The sequence below is a fragment of the Actinoplanes sp. NPDC048967 genome, from assembly GCF_040649415.1.
In the GTDB taxonomy this organism is placed as follows: Bacteria; Actinomycetota; Actinomycetes; order Mycobacteriales; family Micromonosporaceae; genus Actinoplanes.
Window position 1 is genome coordinate 1 of the sequence record NZ_JBEZFL010000010.1, and the last position, 14,203, is coordinate 14,203.

The following is a 14,203-nucleotide window of genomic DNA, read 5'->3' on the forward strand; positions in this document are numbered from 1 at the left end:
CGGGCAGGCCAACCGGACCAGCTCGGGACGGGCAGACAGGGCCGGCTCCGGACAGTCGGGCTAGGTAGAGGCAGGCCAAGCAGGTCAGCCGAGCACGGCCGGATCGGCGGGCCGGCGCGGCAGGGCCGGCCAGACAGGGGCCGAGCCGGCTGGTCGGGCCGGGCAGGCCAACCGGACCAGCTCGGGACGGGCAGACAGGGCCGGCTCCGGACAGTCGGGCTAGGTAGAGGCAGGCCAAGCAGGTCAGCCGAGCATGACCGGATCTGCGGGCCGGCGCGGCCGGGTCGGCCAGGCAGGCAGACAAGAGCAAGCCGGGCCGGGTAGCGGCTCGTAGGCAAATGGCATCCGGCCGTGAGCGTCTCGGCTTGTCCGGGCCGCGACGCTACGCGGCCCGGACGTGCCGTCAGGCTGGTGGCGGGTGGTGTCGCAGGCTAGTTGGCGGGTGGTGTCGCGCGACGGCGGATCAGCACCGTGGCCAGGGCCGCTCCGCCCAGGACGACGGCGATCAGCACCCAGAGCCACCAGAGCGACGATCCCTCCTCGGCCACCGGCTCGGCCAGGATCGTGGCTGTGGCCGTCGGCGCCGCCGAGGCGGCCGGGGCGGCGGAGGCAGATGCAGAGGCCGCCGCCGAGGGGGCGGCGCTGGTGGTCGCCGGCGCGGTCGACGGTCCCGGCTTGAGTTTGATCAGCGGCGCCGGGTTGTCCGGCTCGTCCTTGCCCTCCTCCTGGACCTCGATCCAGCGGGACACCTCGCCGTCGGCGTACGTCTCCAGGGTCTTGAACGACAGCCGCGTCTCGCCGTCGGGCAGCTTGGCCACCTTGACCTTCCACTCGGCGTCCTTGCCCGACGCCAGCGCCTTGCCGCCCACCGTGAAGCCGTCCGCGGTGGCCTGGAAGGTCCAGCCCGCCGGCGCCTTCACCAGGGTCACGTCGGCCGGGGTGATGCCTTCCGGCAGCACCACCCGTTCGCTCTTGATGCCGGACGGGTTCTCGGCCTCGCCGTGGAAGGTCAGGGTCACGTCCGTGGCCCCGGCCCGGTTCTTGTCGGCGCTCACCTCGACGTGCGCCGCCGCCGGCCCGGCCGCGGCCAGCACCCCCAGCCCTGCCAGCACACCGATCGTCGTCATCCGGAACCTGTTACGCACGCCGAGAACCACCTTCGCGGGAGAGAGTCAACCGGTTCCGTAGTCGCTCGCCGTCGCCGGAAAGTTCCAGTGATCTTGCCGGTCAGCCGACGTGCTGGGGTTCCCGGTCGGCGCCGCGGTTCTCGTGGGCGGCGGCGCGGCGGGCGGCGACCACGTCGGCCAGGGCCGCGGCCAGCGCCACCAGCACCAGGCCGATGGTCACCAGCAGGGCTGTGCGCAGCGCCGACGACCAGTCGTTGTTCGTCGACGCCAGGCGGTTGAAGAAGACCGCGCCGACCACGGCGATGCCCACCGCCGTACCGATGCGCTGGCCGGTCTGCAGGACCGCGCCCGCGCTGCCCGCCCGCTCGACCGGCACCTCGGCCAGCGTCAGGGTCTGGTTCGGGCTGATCACCAGGCCGCTGCCGAGGCCCGCCACCAGCAGGGGCAGCGCCGCGGCCCAGCCGCCGTTCGTGCCGGGGACCAGGTCCAGGGCCAGGACTGTGCCGGCCAGCCCGGCCGCGACCAGGGCCAGGCCCAGGGCGACCAGGGGCCGGCCGTAGCGGTTGACGATCCGGCCACCGAGCGCGGCCGCGCCGGCCGAGCCGAGCGCAAACGGGGTGATCGCGAGCCCGGCCAGCAGCGCGCTGTAGCGCAGGCCGTTCTGCAGGTAGAGCGTGTAGATGAAGAACAGAGTGGTGAAGCCGGCGAAGTACAGCAGGCCGATCAGCGCGCCCAGGCCGTACGAGCGGACCTTGAAGAGGTTCAGCTCGATCAGCGGGGTCTCGCGGCGGGCGTACCGGCGCTCCCAGGCCAGGAAACCGCCCAGCAGGACCAGGCCGGCGACCAGCAGCAGCCACTTCGCCGGGCCCTGCCATTCGCGCTCCTCGACCAGGGGCAGCAGGACCAGCAGGACGGCCACGCCGAGCAGCACCACGCCGACCGGGTCCAGGCTCTCGTGCTTGCGCTGGTCGTCGCGGCGGGCCGGGATCCACTTGTAGCTGAGCAGGATCGCCGCCGCGCCGATCGGCACGTTGATGAAGAAGATCCACCGCCAGCCCGTCTCGGCCCCGAAGACCTGGATGAGCAGGCCGCCGAGCAGCGGGCCGACCGCCGTCGAGATGCCGATGGTCGCGCCGAGCAGGCCGAACGGGCGGCCCCGCTCGGCCGGGCGGAACAGCTGCTGGATCAGGCCGGACACCTGCGGGTTGACCACGCCGGCGGCGGCGCCCTGGACCAGCCGGGCCACGATCAGCCAGAGCGCGCTGGTGGCCAGCCCGGCCGCGGCGCTGGACAGGGTGAAGACGGCCAGGCCGGCGATGAACACATTGCGGCGGCCGCGGGCGTCGCCGAAACGGCCGGCGGGGACCAGCAGCAGGCCGAAGGTCAGGGCGTAGCCGGACAGCACCCACTGCAGTCCGCCCGAGCTCAGATCGAGGTCGGCCCGGATCGAGGGCAGCGCGACATTCACGATGCTCACGTCGAGCAGGGTCATGAAGCCCGCGACCAGGGCGACGGACATCGCCTTCCAGCGGTTGGCATCCTGGGTACTCGTCACGGGCCGCTGATGCCCTGCGGCCGGTGCCACAAACGCGGATGTGCTCAGGCGTACGGGACTGCCACGTCACACATCAGGTCGTCCGGGGCGCCGTGGTCCAGGTCGGCCGGGTAGGCGTACACCTCACGCGGGGGTGCCGTGATCAGCAGGCCGCGATCGCGGACCCAGCGGCGCGCGGCGTCGTAGACGGACATGATCTGCGGCGGTTCGAAGTGGCCGCGGATCACCGGGATGTACGCCTCGCGGTGCGCGGGCTCGTGGCGGGTCGCGGCCACCATCGGGTCGACGGCACCGGCCGCGACGGGCACGCACACCTCGACCGGGCCGTCGCTGTCCTCGCTGACCTCGTTGTGGAAGACCACGAAGCGCGGTCCGGCCGGGCCGCCGTGCCGCCCGGCGATGGCGGTGAGCCGGGCGGCGGCCTCGCGGGTCCAGCCCAGCTCGGCCGAGGTGACGTAGCGCTGCTCGGTCAGCACGACCTGGGCGGGCACCTCGCGGGTGGCGACCGGCCAGGCGCCGGGCGGGGCGCCGGTCTCCCCGGCGAGGCTGCGGACCAGGCGGTCGGCCAGGTCGCGCTGGGAGGCGAGCCGCCGTTCCACGTCCGTCCAGTAGCGGGCCAGCAGCTCCCCGCCCGACGCGCCGCCGGCCCCGAGGATCTCGGCGATCTGCGACAGCGGCATATCCAGGCGGCGCAGCAGCACTATCAGCCGGGCCGCGTAGAGCTGGTGCTCGGCGTAGCGCCGGTAGCCGTTACCGGGCTGGACCTCGGCGGGGCGTAACAGGCCGCTGCGGTCGTACAGGCGCAGGGCCTTGACCGACAGCCGGGACCGGCGGGCGAACTCGCCGGTCGTCAGCAGACCGGACAGCTCCTCAGCCACGGGCGGCGACCGGGAAGGAGACGTCGAAGACCGGGTCCTGCGCCCCCGCGGCAGGGAAGTCGGTCCAGTACGTCTCCCGCGGCGCCGCCGCCACGACCAGCCCCTGCTCGCCGATCCACTTCTCGATGGCCTCGTACACGCCGCCCAGTGCGCCGGTGACGACCTGTTCCTTGGTGACCCGCACGTACGCCTCGCGGTGCGCGGGGATCGTGCGCGTCGCGGCGGCTGCGTCCGCGATCGGGGCGCACACCTCGACCGGGGTCTCGCCCTCGTTGGGGTTGCCCTCGTAGATGACCACGAACACCGGGTCGTCGGTCACGGGGCGCTCCAGATAGGGCCACGTGCCGGCGGCGAGCACCCCGCCGGCCTCGGTGGCGGCCGCCGCGACCCGGGCCATCGCGCCGGGCAGCCAGGCCTCCAGGGCGGCCTGGTCGACGCTGCGCTGCTCGGTGACGACGTGCTGTTCGGGCACGTCACGGGTACGGATGTCCATCAGGTCTCTCCTCCGCTCAGGGGCAGGCGTTCAGGGTGCCGCCTGCCCCTGGGGCGGGGTCAAGCGATCACCGGTACAAGCGCAGATCCGCGATGCTCCACCAGCTTCCGCTGCTGAGCGTCGACGTGACCCGCAGGTAGCGGGCCCGGGTCGGACGGACGTCGACGTTGGTGAGCTGGCCGGTGCCCGTACCGCGGGCCAGGGTGCGCCAGTGGCTGCCGTCGGTGCTGGCGGTGAGCTCCCAGCCGCGGGCGTAGTCGCCGGTGCTGGCGCCGCTGTCCACGGCCACCCGGCGGAACGTCCGGCTACGGCCGAGGTCGACCTGCAGGTACTGGCCCGGCTGCTGCGCGGCGCCGCTGGACCAGCGGGTGGAGCCGTCGCCGTCGACCGCGGCCGCCGGGGTCTCCCCCGCCGGGGAGGCCGTCGCCGTGGCCCCGGTCAACGGCACGAGGTCGAGCTCCGAGGTCAGACCGCGCGGCCAGGTGAAGGTGGCCAGGGCGCCGCCGGGCAGCGTGTACTCGAACGACCGGTCCCCCACGGCGACCGCGAAGGTGCGCGGGTCGTCGTTCTCGTTGTGCACCACCAGAGCGGTGGAGCCGTCCGGGTTGCGGAAGGCCACGTCCATGAGCTGGCCGTTCCAGCCGGTGGTGCCGAACGAGGTGCTGGCGATGCGGACCGCGCCGGGGCGCACGAACTTCGCCAGGTGCCCGATGGTGAAGTACTCGGCGTCGCGGGTCACCGTGCCGTCGGCCTGCAGGGTGAGCAGCCCGGTGCAGGTGCCGCAGCCGCCCAGGTGCGGGCCGCCGGTGCTGTCCAGGGCGATGTTCCAGTTGACCACCGACTTGGCCCAGTTGCGGGTGGTGCCGATGGTCAGGGTGCGGGCGTGCCAGGTCAGCGTGCCGCGGAAGATCTGTTCCGGGGTGTCGGTGGGGCCGTGCGAGCCCGAGCACTCGGTGAACCAGATGCCCTTGTCCGGGTGCGCCTCGTGCAACGCGGTCTGCGCGCTCGGGTCGCCCGAATAGCAGTGGTACGCGGTCCCGGCGATCCACTTCGCCGCCGGGCTGTCCAGCAACCGGTACGGGTAGTCGGTCTCGGGGTCCTCACCGGCCGGGGTGGTGGCGACGTCGCCGGGATGGGTGGTCCAGTTGTGGTCGTAGCCGAGGATCTTGGTGCGGGGGCTGACCCGGCGCAGCAACGGGCCGAGCGCCGCGATGACCTTGGCCTCCTGCGCCACCGGGACGGCCGCGCCCGGGTAGCCGCCGTCGTGCCGGTTCTGCGGCTCGTTCTGCACGGTGAGGTAGTCGATCGGCACCCCGGCCCGGGTGTACGCCTGCACGAAGGCGACCAGGTAGCGGGCGTACGCGTCGTAGATCTCCGGGTCGTCCTTGAGGTGCCCGCCGATCAGCGAGTCCGTCGTCTTCATCCACGCGGGCGGGCTCCACGGCGTACCCATGATCTTGAGCTCGGGGTTGAGCTGCCGGGCCCGGCGCAGCAGCGGCAGGATCTGCGCCCGGTCGTGGTCGATGCCGAAGTGCCGCAGGCCGAAGTCGGTCTGCCCGGCCGGCACGTCGTCGTAACTGTAGTGCGCCGCCGCGGCGGTGAAGTCGGAGGAGCCGATCGGCTGGCGCAGGAAGCTGACGCCGATCCCGGAACGCGGATCGAACAGCGACCGCATCGCCTGCTCGCGCGCCGCCGGGTCCAGGCGGTACAGCACGCTCGCGGCGGAGTCGGTCAGCGAGGCGCCGAAGCCGTCCATGCTCTGGTAGCGGGTGCCCGGGTCGATCGTGATGGTGGTCTCCGGGCTGCCGCCGCGGCGGAACGCGACCGGCGCCCGCTCGTGCAGCTGTTCCGCCCGGTCGACCGTGGTGACCCACACCCGGGCCTCTGGGGTCCGGCCGCCGTGGGCCTGCGCGGGTGCCGTGGTCACCATCAACAGGGCAGCGGTGGCCGCCGCCCCGAACGCTCGCCGTCTCATGGCTCGCTCCCCAACCCTGTAACAGATGGAACAAGAGGTTCCGCCGCCATCGACAGGAAACAATCCGGAAACTCCTCTGTCAACCGTTCATTGGCGCTGCTACGGTCCTTTTCGTGAAACAAAGCGATGTAACACGGACGGGCCGGAGCACCGTCCGGGAAGTCGCCGCGGCGGCGGGCGTCTCCATCGCCACCGTGTCGCGCGTGCTCAACGGCCGCGGCAGTGTCACCGCCGAGACCCGCGAGCTGGTCGAGAGCACGGTCGCCCGGCTGGAGCGGCCCGGCCCCCGGCCCCGTGGTCGGGGCCGGTCGATCCCCGGGGCGGTGCTGGTCCGCTGCCCGTACCGGCTGACCGACTACTTCGGCATCATCGTGTCCTCGATCGCCGAGACGCTGCAGCTGCACGACCGTCCCCTGCTGCTCAGCGCCGGCGAGGCCGCCCAGCACTCCCCCGTGCTGCCGGGCCTGCACGGCCGGGCGGGCATCGCCGGGGCCGTGCTGATCCTGCCGCCGGAACCGGCCGCCGACCTGGAGACGCTGCGCAGCCGGCGGTTCCCGTTCGTCGTGGTCGACCCGCGGCTGCCCCCGCCCCGCGACGTCGCCGCCGTGTCGGCCGCGCACGCCGCGGGCGCCCGCAGCCTGACCGCCCACCTGACCGACCTCGGCCACCGGCGCATCGGCGTCGTGGCCGGCCCCCGCGAGTGGCTGGCCAGCGACGCCCGGCTCGCCGGGCACGCGGCGGCCCTGGCCGACGCCGGGGTGATCGGCGCACCGGAGCTGGTCCGGCACGTCGAACCGACCGTGGCGTGGGGCCGCCGGGCCGCCGGCGAGCTGCTCGACCTGCCGGAGCGGCCGACCGCACTGGTCGGCTTCAACGACAAGGCGGCCGTCGGCGCGCTGCAGGCCGCCGCCGAGCGCGGACTGCGGGTGCCGCGGGACGTGTCCGTCGCCGGCTTCGACGACATCGACCTCAGCCGGGCCACCAGCCCGATGCTGACCACCGTGCGCCAGCCCCTGGCCGAACTGGGCCGGATGGCCGTCACGCTGCTGGCCCGGCTGCTGGACCGGCACGCCCTGGACGCCCTGCACGTCGAGCTGGCCACGGAACTGGTCGTCAGGGACTCCACCGGCGCGGCCACGGGCCGCTAAAGTGCGCCGGTGACCTCCTTCGCAGTGGTGGGCGCCGGCTGGCGCGCCGAGATGTTCTGGCGGCTCGCGGCCGGCCTCGAGGGCGTGCGGTGCGCCGGAGTCGTGGTGCGGTCGCCGCGGGAGCTGCCCGTGCCGACGTTCACCTCGCTGGCCGAGTGCGTGGCCGAGACCGCGCCGGACTTCGTGGTGACCGCGGTGCCCTGGCCGGTCACTCCGGGCGTGGTCGTCGAGGCCGTCGAGCGTGGCCTGCCGGTGCTGGCCGAGACGCCACCCGCGCCCGACGCCGCCGGCCTGCGCGAGCTGTGGGCGGCCGTCGGCGACTCGGGCCTGGTGCAGGTGGCCGAGCAGTATCTGCTGATGCCCTCGCACGCGGCCCGGGCGGCGGCCGTCCGGGCCGGGCTGATCGGCACCCCGACCCAGGTGCAGGTCTCCTCGACCCACCAGTACCACGCGATCTCGCTGATGCGGGGACTGCTCGGCGTCGGCCGCGGCCCGGTCACGGTACGGGCCAGCCGCAGCACCGCCCCGCTGGTCGACCCGCTGACCCGCGACGGCTGGACCGACGACCCCGACCCGCGGCCGGCCACCACGACCATCGCCACGCTCGACTTCGGCGACGGCCGCTCCGGGCTCTACGACTTCACCGACAACCAATGGCACAACCAGCTGCGCTTCCGGCGGCTGCTGGTGCGCGGCAGCCACGGGGAGCTGCGCGACGACGAGGTGATCCGGCTCAGCGAGCCGCGCACGCTGGTCCGCTCGCCCCTGGTACGCCGGCAGACCGGTTACGACCTGGACCTGGACGGCTTCGACACGGACACCATCACGCTGGGCGGCGAGGTGCTGTACCGCAACCCGTACCCGGGCCGGCGCTGGAGCGACGAGGAGATCGCCATCGCCACTCTGCTGGACGCCACCGCGGCATGGGTGCGCGGCACCGCCCCCGCGCCCTACCCTTTGGCTGACGGGGCACAGGACCACCTGATCGCGCTGGCTGTCGAGGAGGCGGCCGACACCGACCGGACCGTCACCACCGGTACGGAGATCTGGGCGTAAACCGTCTCAAGCCGACCCGATCGCCGCCGATGGGAGAGGTGACCTGCCCGCAGTCCGCCGAACGGAGGCCGGATGACGACGCGAATCGTTCGCGCCTGCTTCGCCGTCTGGCTCGCCGTGCTGACCGCGGTCTACTACCTCTGGCCCGGTCTGCACGTCTTCACCTGGGGACTGATCGGGCTGTCCGGCGCGGCCGCGATCGTGCTGGGCGTCCGCGCGCACCGGCCGACGCGGGCCCTGCCCTGGTATCTGCTCGCCGTCGCCCTGGTGTTCTTCGTCGGCGGCGACATCATCTACTACGCCCAAGAGGCGCTGAAGCTGGACGCGCCGTTCCCGGGCCCCTCGGACGTGCTGTACCTGCTGGTCTACCCGCTGCTCGCCGCCGCGCTGACACTGTTCATCCGGGCCCGCTCCGGGGAGGGCAACCGGGCGGCGCTGCTCGACGCGCTCGTGCCCACGGTCAGCCTGGGCCTGCTCTCCTGGGTCTACATGATCGCCCCGTACACCCGGGCCACCGAGCTGACGCTGGTGGAGAAGGCCGTTTCGGTCGCGTACCCGCTGGGTGACGTACTGGCGCTGGCGATGATGATCCGGCTGCTGACCGCGGCCGGGCGCAAGCCGCCGGCGGTGAGCTGGCTGGCCGCCTCGATCGTCGGCGTGCTGGTCTCCGACGTCGTCTACGGCCTCGGCCGGCTGGACAGCGACTGGATCGTCGGCGGCCCGATCGACCTGGGCTGGATCGTCTTCTACGCGGGAGCCGGCTACGCCGCGCTGCACCCGTCGATGATCTGGCTGACCGACGACCGCGCGCCGGCCTGCACCCGGGTCGAGACCGGCGGGCGCCGGCTGGTGCTGCTCTCGCTCGCCACCCTGATCGCGCCCGCCGTGCTGCTGGCCGAGTACCTCAGCGGCGGCGTGGTCGACGCACCCGTCATCGCGGCCGGCTCGGCGCTCATGTTCCTGCTGGTCATGGGTCGGGTCGGGGACCTGCTGGCCGAGCAGCGCCAGACCAACCTGCGCGAGACCGCGCTGCGCCGCGCCAACGCCGACCTGGCCGCCGCGACCACCGAGGACGACATCATGGCGGCCGTCCGCGCCGCCGTCGCCATGCTGATGCCCGCCGAGCGCCGCTACGAGCTCATCGTGGGTGAGAAGACGCCGCTGACGGACGGCGGCACTGTCGAGTTCGGCGTCAGCCTGGAGCCGGCACCCGAGTACGGCTTCGACAACGCCCTGCACGCCGTCATGATCCTGCCCGGCAACCCGCCCCAGCGCGGCTCGATCCACCTGGCCGCCCCGACGCCGACGCTGCGTGCGCTGCGACCCGCCGTCCAGGCCCTGTTCGACCAGGTCACCATGGTCGTCGAGCGGATCGGCCTGGCCGGCGAGATCAGCCGCCGCGACGGCGAGGCCTACTTCCGGACCCTGATCCAGAGCGCGTCGGACGTCATCCTGATCATCGGCGACGACGACCGGATCCGGTACGCGAGCCCGTCGGCCGCCACCGTCTTCGGCTGGACCGACCTGACCGGCACCCCGCTGGCCATGCTCATCGCCGACACCCACCACGACGCCCTGGCCGACGCCCTGGTGCGGATCCGCACCGAACGCGGCCACGCCGACGGCATCGACCTCACCGCCGTCTGCGCGGACCGGCGCCTGCTGCAGGTCGAGTGCGGCGGGCGCGACCTGCGCGCCGACCCGACCGTCGCGGGCGTGGTGCTGACCGTCCGGGACGTCACCGAACGCCGCCGGCTGGAGAACGACCTGGCCCACCAGGCCTTCCACGACGGCCTCACCGGGCTGGCCAACCGGGTGCTGTTCCGCGACCGGCTCGATCACGCGTTCGTGCTCGCCGAGAGCGGCGCCGGCGAGCTCGGCGTGCTCTTCGTCGACCTGGACGACTTCAAGGAGGTCAACGACACCCTCGGGCACGCCGTCGGTGACCAGCTCCTGGTCGCGGTCGGCCAGCGCATCGCCCAGGCGATCGGGCCGGGCAACACGGCCGCCCGGATGGGCGGCGACGAGTTCGCCATCCTGGTCGCGCACGCCGCCGACGCCAGCGCCGCCGAGGAGGTGGCGGCCCGCATCATCACCGCGCTGTCCACGCCGGTCGAGGTGAGCGACGGTCTCGGCGGTACGCACATCGTCAACGGCGCGGCCAGTGTCGGCGTGGCGACCAACCACGACGCGACCAGCCCGACCGAGCTGCTGCGCCACGCCGACCTGGCGCTGTACCTGGCCAAGGGCGCGGGAAAGGGCACCTGGCAGCGCTACCAGAGCGACCTGCACACCGCCATGGTGGAGCGGCTCGAGCTGCGCACCTCGCTGCTGGAGGCGATCGACGCGCGGCAGTTCGTGCTGCAGTACCAGCCGATCGTGGACATCACGACCCAGGCCGTCGTCGGGGTCGAGTCGCTGGTGCGCTGGCAGCACCCGGAGCGGGGGCTGCTGGGGCCGTACCACTTCATCGACCTGGCCGAGGAGAGCGGCGCGATCGTCGGCGTCGGCGCGTGGGTGCTGGGCGAGTCGCTGCGCCAGTTCGCCGCCTGGCACGCCGCCGACCCGCAGCTGGCGCTGGGCTACGTGAGCGTCAACGTCTCGGCCCGGCAGTTCCGCACCCCCGGCTTCGTGGACCAGGTCCGCCAGGCCATCGCCGACGCCGGCGCGCAGCCCGGGTGGCTGCTGCTGGAGATCACCGAGAGCCTGGTGCTGCGCGACGCCGAGCAGGTCTGGGCCGACCTGCGGGTGCTGCGCGACCTGGGCGTGCGGATCGCCATCGACGACTTCGGCACCGGCTACTCCTCGCTGAGCTACCTGCGGCAGATGCCGGTCGACGTACTCAAGATCGACAAGTCGTTCATCGACGACATCATCGCCAGCCCGCAGCAGCGCGCGCTGGTCAACGCGATCGTCACGCTGGCCCGCAACCTGGACCTGACCGTGGTCGCCGAGGGCATCGAGGACGGCGCCCAGCGGGAGCTGCTGGAACGGATGGGCTGCCCGTACGGCCAGGGTTACCTGTTCGCCCGCCCGCTGTGGCCGGCCGAGATCCCGCCGCTGCTGGGTGCGGTGGGCGTCGCGGCCTGAGGCGGCCGCGCGCTGAGGAAGCGCCGGTACTCCTCGTAGTTGAGCGGGTTGCCGTCCAGCCGCGGTCGGCTCGGCGCGGGCCCGCGCAACGGCCGGTCCGGACCGGGCCGGCTCCACAGGGCGCCCTCGCCGTGGGTCAGCCCCGGCAGGGCGGTGGTGAGCTCGTGCATCAGCCGCGCCGGCAGCAGTCCGGCGACCACCCATGACTCCGCCCGCTCGGCCGAGCCGGTGACGTCGGCGCCGAGGACCGCCAGCCGGCCGAGCACCGCGTTCAGCGCCACGGCGGGCACCTCCAGCTCGAACGCCTGGCACGGCTCGCACACCCGGGTCCCGGCCTCGAGCAGGGCCCGCAACAGCACGACGGGCGTCAGGCCACGGAAGTCAGCGGCGGTCGACGACGGGGCCTTGTAACCGGTACGGATGACCGTGACAGTGCAGTCGACGACCTCCCAGCCGCGCAGCCCCTGCTCCAGCGTGCGGCGTACGGCCTCCTCGGTCGCCCGGTGGAAGGCCTTCGGGACAGCGCCCGGCTGCACGTCACGGCGGTAGCGCAGCCCGGAACCGGGTGGTCCCGGCTCGACGCGGAGCCCGACGGTGGCCCAGAAGTCGTTGGGCCGGCGCGGGTCGAACGCGACCACGCACTCGCCGGTGCCGGCGACCCGCTCGAAGTAGACCGGCCGGATCTCACCGAACTCCGCGACCAGGCCGAAGTCGCGGGCCAGCCGGTCGGCCAGCACCTCGCGCTGGACTGCGCCGTACAGCAGCACGGAGGTGCCGCCGCCGGGCACCGTACGGACGCGGATCAGCGGGTCCTCGTCGGCCAGGGCGGTCAGGGCGGCGTGCAGCCGTACCTGCTGGGCCGGGTCGCGCGGCCGGACCAGGGACTCCAGGCTCGGCGGGGAGAACTGCGGCGCGGGACCGTGGTCACCGGCGGGTCCGAGCCGGTCGCCGACCCGGACGCCGCCGAGGCCGTGGACGCGGGCGATGGCACCGGCGGTGAGCTCGGTCTCCGCGCCGCCGACGACCTGCAGGGTGCTGATCCGGCCGCGGATCTCACCGGTCGTGCCGTCCGGGCCGGGCCGGTGCAGCACGACCCGCTGCCGGGGCCGCACCACGCCGGCGAACAGCCGCAGGTAGGCGACCTTCTCCCCGCCGGGATCGCGCTCGACGGCGAACACCACGCCGCGGGTGCCGGTCGCCGTCGCCGGGCGGGGACGCAGCAGCGTGGCGATGCCGCCGGCCAGCGGTCCGGTGCCGGCGCCGGTGGTCGCCGAGCCGAAGAACACCGGATGGACCTGGCCGGCGGCCGTCTGCGCCGCCAGCACCCGGCGGACCCGGACCGGATCCGGTACGCGGCCCTCGACCAGCTCGGTCAGCAGGCCGTCGTCGTGGTCGGCGAGGGCCTCCGCGGCGTCGCGTTCCCACTCGCGCGGCACGACGTGCGCGGTCGCCGTGCCGGCGCCGCGGACGGCGTTGAGAGCCACCACGTCGACCCGCAGCCTCGACCGGATCTCGGCGAGCAGGGCGTCGCCGCGCGCACCCGCCCGGTCGACCTTGTTGACGAAGATGAGCGTGGGGATGCCGAGCCGGCGCAGCGAGCGCATCAGCACCCGGGTCTGCGCCTGCACCCCCTCGACGGCGGAGAGCACCAGCACCGCGCCGTCGAGCACAGCCAAGGCGCGTTCGACCTCCGCGATGAAGTCGGGGTGGCCCGGGGTGTCGATGAGGTTGACCCGCAGGCCGCCGAGCCGGAACGAGGCCACGGCGGAGCGGATGGTGATGCCGCGCTCGCGTTCGAGCGCGCCGCTGTCGGTGGTGGTGCTGCCGGCGTCGACGCTGCCGAGCGCCGCCACGGCGCCGTGGGCGAAGAGCAGGCGCTCGGTGAGGCTGGTCTTACCGGCGTCGACGTGCGCCAGGATGCCGAGATTGAGCGTGGGCAAGGAGATCCTCAGAGGTCAGGGAACGGATGGACGGCCTGAACACACCGGTTCCTCGCATGTCCGTCCCTTTCCCTGGGCTCCGCTGGTCCCCGCCAACCTAAAGCGGGCGCGCGGCGGGCGCTACCGCTTTACCAACTCCGCCACCGAGGTGGCGCGACGGCCCGTCAGGCGCGGCACCGCGTCGGTGACCGCCGCGAGGTCACCGGCGGCGATCGCGGTGTAGGTCGAGACCCACGCGTCGACCAGCCAGCCGGGTGCGCCCGACGAGCTCCGCGAGCGGTACGCCTCCGGCACGGTCTCGGGCTGGTAGGTGACCGACAGCAGGGCCGCGACCTCGTGCAGGGTCAACGCTTCCGGGCCGGTCAGGTCGTACGTCCGCCCCGCGTGAGCCGCAGGATCAGTGAGCACCGCGGTCGCCGCGTCGGCGATGTCGTCCTGGGCGACGGCGGCGACCCGGCCGTCGCCGGCCGGCCCGCGGATGACCCCGTCGGTCCCGGCCAGGTACGGCAGGAAGTCGGCGTAGAGGTTGTCGCGCAGGAAGGTGAACGGCAGCCCGGTGGCCCGGATGTGCTGCTCGGTGTGCCAGTGGTCGCGGGCATGGGTGAACGTCGCGTCGGGGGCGGCACCGACGAACGAGATGTACACGAGGTGGCCCACCCCGGCGGCGGCCGCGGCGTCGACGAAGGCCCGGTGCTGCTCGACGCGCTCCTCATTTTCCGACGCCGAGACCATGAGCACGACCGGTACGCCGTCGAGGGCCTCCCGGACGGCGTCGCGGTCGGTGAAGCTTGCCCGGGTGGCAGTGGCTCCGGGCAGCTGGGGTGCGCGGGCGGGGTCGCGGACCAGCAGCTGCTGGGCGAGGCCGCGGGCGGCGAGACGGCGGGCGACCCGGCCACCGAGCTGACCGGTCGCGCCGGTGACGGCGATTGCACTCATGGGCG

The 14,203-nt window shown here is 73.6% G+C and carries 10 protein-coding genes; 3 read left to right on the plus strand and 7 right to left on the minus strand.

Annotated features, from left to right (window positions below; all coding sequences use genetic code 11):
* Positions 1 to 431 precede the first annotated feature (431 nt).
* From AB0C12_RS34645 to AB0C12_RS34665, 5 genes are all read right to left on the minus strand, one after another.
* Positions 432 to 1,145, minus strand: a complete 714-nt coding sequence (locus AB0C12_RS34645; RefSeq protein WP_360554313.1) for a DUF1775 domain-containing protein — start codon at positions 1,143 to 1,145, stop codon at positions 432 to 434.
* 82 nt (positions 1,146 to 1,227) lie between these two features.
* Positions 1,228 to 2,646 (minus strand): MFS transporter, encoded by a 1,419-nt coding sequence (locus AB0C12_RS34650; RefSeq protein ID WP_360554829.1) that lies wholly within the window; start codon positions 2,644 to 2,646, stop codon positions 1,228 to 1,230.
* 80 nt (positions 2,647 to 2,726) lie between these two features.
* On the minus strand, positions 2,727 to 3,560 hold the full coding sequence (locus tag AB0C12_RS34655) for a helix-turn-helix domain-containing protein (protein WP_360554315.1): 834 nt from the start codon (positions 3,558 to 3,560) through the stop codon (positions 2,727 to 2,729).
* Positions 3,553 to 4,053: a hypothetical protein gene (locus tag AB0C12_RS34660; protein ID WP_360554316.1), complete on the minus strand. Its 501-nt coding sequence runs from the start codon at positions 4,051 to 4,053 to the stop codon at positions 3,553 to 3,555. The genes AB0C12_RS34655 and AB0C12_RS34660 overlap by 8 nt, the downstream gene beginning before the upstream one ends.
* A gap of 67 nt (positions 4,054 to 4,120) precedes the next feature.
* Positions 4,121 to 6,028, minus strand: a complete 1,908-nt coding sequence (locus AB0C12_RS34665) for a discoidin domain-containing protein (protein ID WP_360554317.1) — start codon at positions 6,026 to 6,028, stop codon at positions 4,121 to 4,123.
* Positions 6,029 to 6,141: 113 nt separating this feature from the next.
* Between AB0C12_RS34665 and AB0C12_RS34670 the strand changes: the two genes are divergently transcribed.
* The 3 genes from AB0C12_RS34670 to AB0C12_RS34680 all read left to right on the plus strand — a co-directional run bounded on the left by AB0C12_RS34670 (position 6,142) and on the right by AB0C12_RS34680 (position 11,322).
* Positions 6,142 to 7,176 (plus strand): LacI family DNA-binding transcriptional regulator, encoded by a 1,035-nt coding sequence (locus AB0C12_RS34670; protein WP_360554318.1) that lies wholly within the window; start codon positions 6,142 to 6,144, stop codon positions 7,174 to 7,176.
* 9 nt (positions 7,177 to 7,185) lie between these two features.
* Positions 7,186 to 8,232, plus strand: a complete 1,047-nt coding sequence (locus tag AB0C12_RS34675) for a Gfo/Idh/MocA family oxidoreductase (protein ID WP_360554319.1) — start codon at positions 7,186 to 7,188, stop codon at positions 8,230 to 8,232.
* A 72-nt stretch (positions 8,233 to 8,304) separates the two neighbouring features.
* Positions 8,305 to 11,322 carry an EAL domain-containing protein gene (locus AB0C12_RS34680; protein WP_360554321.1) on the plus strand — a complete coding sequence of 1,006 codons (3,018 nt, stop codon included), beginning with the start codon at positions 8,305 to 8,307 and terminating at the stop codon, positions 11,320 to 11,322.
* On the opposite strand, the gene AB0C12_RS34685 is transcribed toward AB0C12_RS34680, so the two are convergent.
* Together AB0C12_RS34685 and AB0C12_RS34690 are read right to left on the minus strand one after the other, a co-directional pair.
* Positions 11,250 to 13,262, minus strand: coding sequence for a translation factor GTPase family protein (locus AB0C12_RS34685; RefSeq protein WP_360554323.1), 2,013 nt, complete (start codon positions 13,260 to 13,262; stop codon positions 11,250 to 11,252). The two genes, AB0C12_RS34680 and AB0C12_RS34685, sit on opposite strands and share 73 nt — an antisense overlap.
* A 120-nt stretch (positions 13,263 to 13,382) precedes the next feature.
* Positions 13,383 to 14,198 (minus strand): SDR family oxidoreductase, encoded by an 816-nt coding sequence (locus tag AB0C12_RS34690; protein WP_360554325.1) that lies wholly within the window; start codon positions 14,196 to 14,198, stop codon positions 13,383 to 13,385.
* Positions 14,199 to 14,203 lie beyond the last annotated feature (5 nt).